Raw genomic sequence first — 3,497 nt, 5'->3', positions numbered from 1 at the left:
ACAAATATAAGTATTTTCACTCATCCTTAACGAATTATCAGTTTATCAGCAGACCCTAAATTAGTCCTTAATCGTATCCAGCATAAATTGACAAAATAATTTTAAAAATGATAATTTTATTCCTTCTCTTTTATCCTAAACCTCAAAATATTAACCTCATAATAACTGACGTTGTGCTGTTTTTATCTAAATCCTTAATTTGAAGAGTTGCATATTGCTCAGGCTCTTCCCCAAGCCCTACCGTCACTTGAGCGTTTGCAGTTTGAGAGAGACTCAGTATGACAAGAATTAATAACATTAATTTGAATGTCGCTTTTTTACTTACGCTTGTGTTTAAAGTTTGTTTCATGTAAATTTATTATATATTTAAAATTAAATTACTATGCCGTATTACTTCCGGCTATTGTCTTATATTTTTTCTCTTACTTGCCAAGTGATATATAAATAAGTTATCTGATTCACCTTATCTCCCAATTGCATGTCAATGGAGAGATTCTTGCCCTACTCATGCTAATAACCTACTAAACCAAGCATGATTTCTGGCAGCATCAAAGCTTGCATTAAAAAAACTTGAACCACGGATACATTTACGTAATCCTGAAGAGTCTTCATCTTATTCCCGCTAACTTCTTCTGTTAAAACTGAATTGTTTTCTACCGGTCTATTGCCAACTATAACAGACTTGATAAGGTTTGTTGATTGTGCGACAATATATCTTATGCCACAAGAGAAATAGAAAATAATATATCTCTCTCTATTTCTTATGCTTTTATTTAAAATATTGACATTGCAAGTGTACATTGATTGAATATGTCAGTAAAAATTATTATTCAGAATCCTAATATCACTTCATATGTTTGATAATAAGATGCCGCCTCTTATGATTGTACCTACTATTATCTAATGATAATAGAAATACATTATCAATGATATATAAAATAGAACCAACTAATAAATAGATGCAGTGGGTGACTATTTTCAAAAACAGCCACAAAATTGAAATAAATAGTAAAGCAAGGTGTATAAATGTGTATATTATTCAATATGACAGAACGTAAAAAATATATAAACAATTAACATAAAAGAGATTACATGAATATTCTGTTTGTGATTTATTATAATTTAATATATAGTTTGTCACAATGATAAATTGTAATACAAATATTATTTTGTTTGATTGATTCAAATGATGTCCAGCTATCTTTCCATGAGATAAAGAATCAGGTATTATTTGGCTTTTTCATTAATTAATATCTGTCTTACCGATTATTGAATTGAATAGGATTGATAATGCCTTAATTTGCAGAATAAAGGAAAAAACTATTCCTGTTCGTAAACAGGTATTATGGAAAGCCGGAATTACACTTTCTATACAAGTTACTACGATTGTGGTCTGATTTGGATAAAACAGAAATAGTATTTAATAATAAATTAAACATCATTAAAATATGCAATACTACGATATAAATATTATGAATATATCATAGCCTACTTACTATACTGACTTATCCATCATATTAGACTAATGTTAAAATATGCTGCACCTTACACTAAAAAAGGGTTGCCTCTTCTTTTCACAAGTATAGACAACCCTAAACGAATACAAATTCTAGTCAGACAAGTTTGAATTATTGATAGGCAACTAGCTTATTACCTATAATTATTAAAACCATGACAGGTTTGAACAAGGCATTCATATTAACTTAAAATCCAAGAAGTATCTTTTATTTTTATTCAGAGTCCTTCTAAAAAACCAATGTTCCCTGCGGTTCGATACTAACCTGTGTTATCAAATAACTGCAAATAATAAAAAATTTAATAGATCAAAAAGTACTATATAATAATATCAATGTTAAGATTGTCTTAATTTACTTATGAGTTAATATATTCATTGCATTTAAAATATGTTGCGAAAGTGCATAAATAATTAAAATCAAATTACCATCTTCGTAAAATATCTGATGTGTCAAAACGTAAAATAAAATGAAACGGTTATAATTAAGACTTTTATTTGTTATTTTATCTTTTAAATATTTACCGGAATAATAATTTGACACATAAAATATATTCCGGATTTATGTTTCTTATTCGCAAAATATCTGTACGGTACCATTTTTTTACATCATGTGAAGTATAATAATGCGTTCATTTCAGTTACTACACAGTCATGCCCCTCAGATTTATTAAAATAATCACCCATATTTATTATCAATTAGCGATGTATTAATTAAAGTAATTATATTCTATTTAAGGCGGCTGTATCCTTCCGAGACGATATGATTGGTTCCGGAGTCAAGCTGGTTATTTTAAGATAGATATAAAAGATATATGATCATTTGTTAAAAACAATACGATCAGATTTTATTGTACAGCAAAGAAGAAAGACTGCTGAAGGTTAGATTATCAATAGTCTTATTTTATTTTCAACTATTATGGCACATCTTTTTTGCATCGTACCGATACATACATTTCATACATTAGCAGACTCCTTCGAACTTTATTACTGTTTGAATAAAAATTGCGTGTATACATAGAAGGATTTCCGAAACCGGCGGTATTTACTAACGAACTTGAAACCAGATTCCCTTCGTTTCCAAAGTTAATAGTTTTAACAGGCGCTGTCGTAATTCTACCGGCCAAAATAACATAAAACCCTCCTTTTGTAGTGGGCTTACTTTTTAAGGTGTTTCCCAAAACCGATGTCTGACAAGGGGCTATCATAGCCAAGTTATGCCTATTCGATGAATCTGAACCTCTGGTCCAGGTCGGAGGATATGGCGATTGTGTTTCCCAGTCGGAATTCCAGATTGCGGGCGAGAATGGAGTATCAGTCAAAATATAGTTACTATATTTTTCACGGTTGTTATATATTACCTTTTCCAGTTGATTCCATTCACGGTCGCTCGGAATATGCCATCCATTGGGGCAGATACCTTGTATCCTTCCGGTTCCTACGGACTCTACTTCATCAGGGCCAGGGGTTTCTCCCGCTATCTGACTTTGGTCTATACTATTTAGCTTATGTCCCCCAAATGCAGCATAACCGTTATACATTAAACCAAGTGGTTCATAATCTTTCACCCATTTATCATCCATGCCGTCTCCTCCGTCAGGCATGGGATATAGCCACATAGGCTCATTTGAAGAAAAATCTAGTTTTGGGGAATCAGGAAGAGGGGTGCCGTCTGCATATTTCCTGGCACGCAAATTATAAAGCATCCACCGGCCGGCATTTCCAAAGTCTCCGGAATAAAATTGATTGCCATCTTGATCTACATGAACTTGTACCCCTGAGGTTAAAGAAGATGTTTCATCGAACAAAGATACCCACCTTTGTCCATTCCAGATATAAGCTCCTGTTCCATCTGCAGTAACAGCGTTGATGCAGTTGTTAGTATTATAAACCATAAGTCCTACATGTTCTTTGTCATAATTGTCTTTCCAGTTAAAATCCAAACAAATTGGATGATTATTTTTAATTAATTTCAGTTTTATAT

The 3,497-nt window shown here is 31.9% G+C and carries 2 protein-coding genes; both read right to left on the bottom strand.

The window, feature by feature from the left end:
• Nucleotides 1-142 precede the first annotated feature (142 nt).
• Entirely contained in the window at nt 143-349 is a 207-nt protein-coding gene (locus ACFO6W_RS03920) for a hypothetical protein (RefSeq protein WP_379994048.1), read from the bottom strand.
• 2,081 nt (nt 350-2,430) lie between these two features.
• The coding region (locus ACFO6W_RS03915) for an FISUMP domain-containing protein (RefSeq protein WP_379994047.1) at nt 2,431-3,497 on the bottom strand (1,067 nt) is incomplete at its 5' end.

Source organism: Dysgonomonas termitidis, assembly GCF_042654545.1.
Classification (GTDB): domain Bacteria; phylum Bacteroidota; class Bacteroidia; order Bacteroidales; family Dysgonomonadaceae; genus Dysgonomonas; species Dysgonomonas termitidis.
The sequence above is the reverse complement of the archived record's forward strand: the minus strand, read 5'-3'. Positions and strand labels throughout refer to the sequence as shown.

Excerpts from the sequence above, each read along its gene's own strand:
- ACFO6W_RS03920 (WP_379994048.1), bottom strand. The coding sequence starts at position 349 with ATGAAACAAACTTTAAACACAAGCGTAAGTAAAAAAGCGACATTCAAA.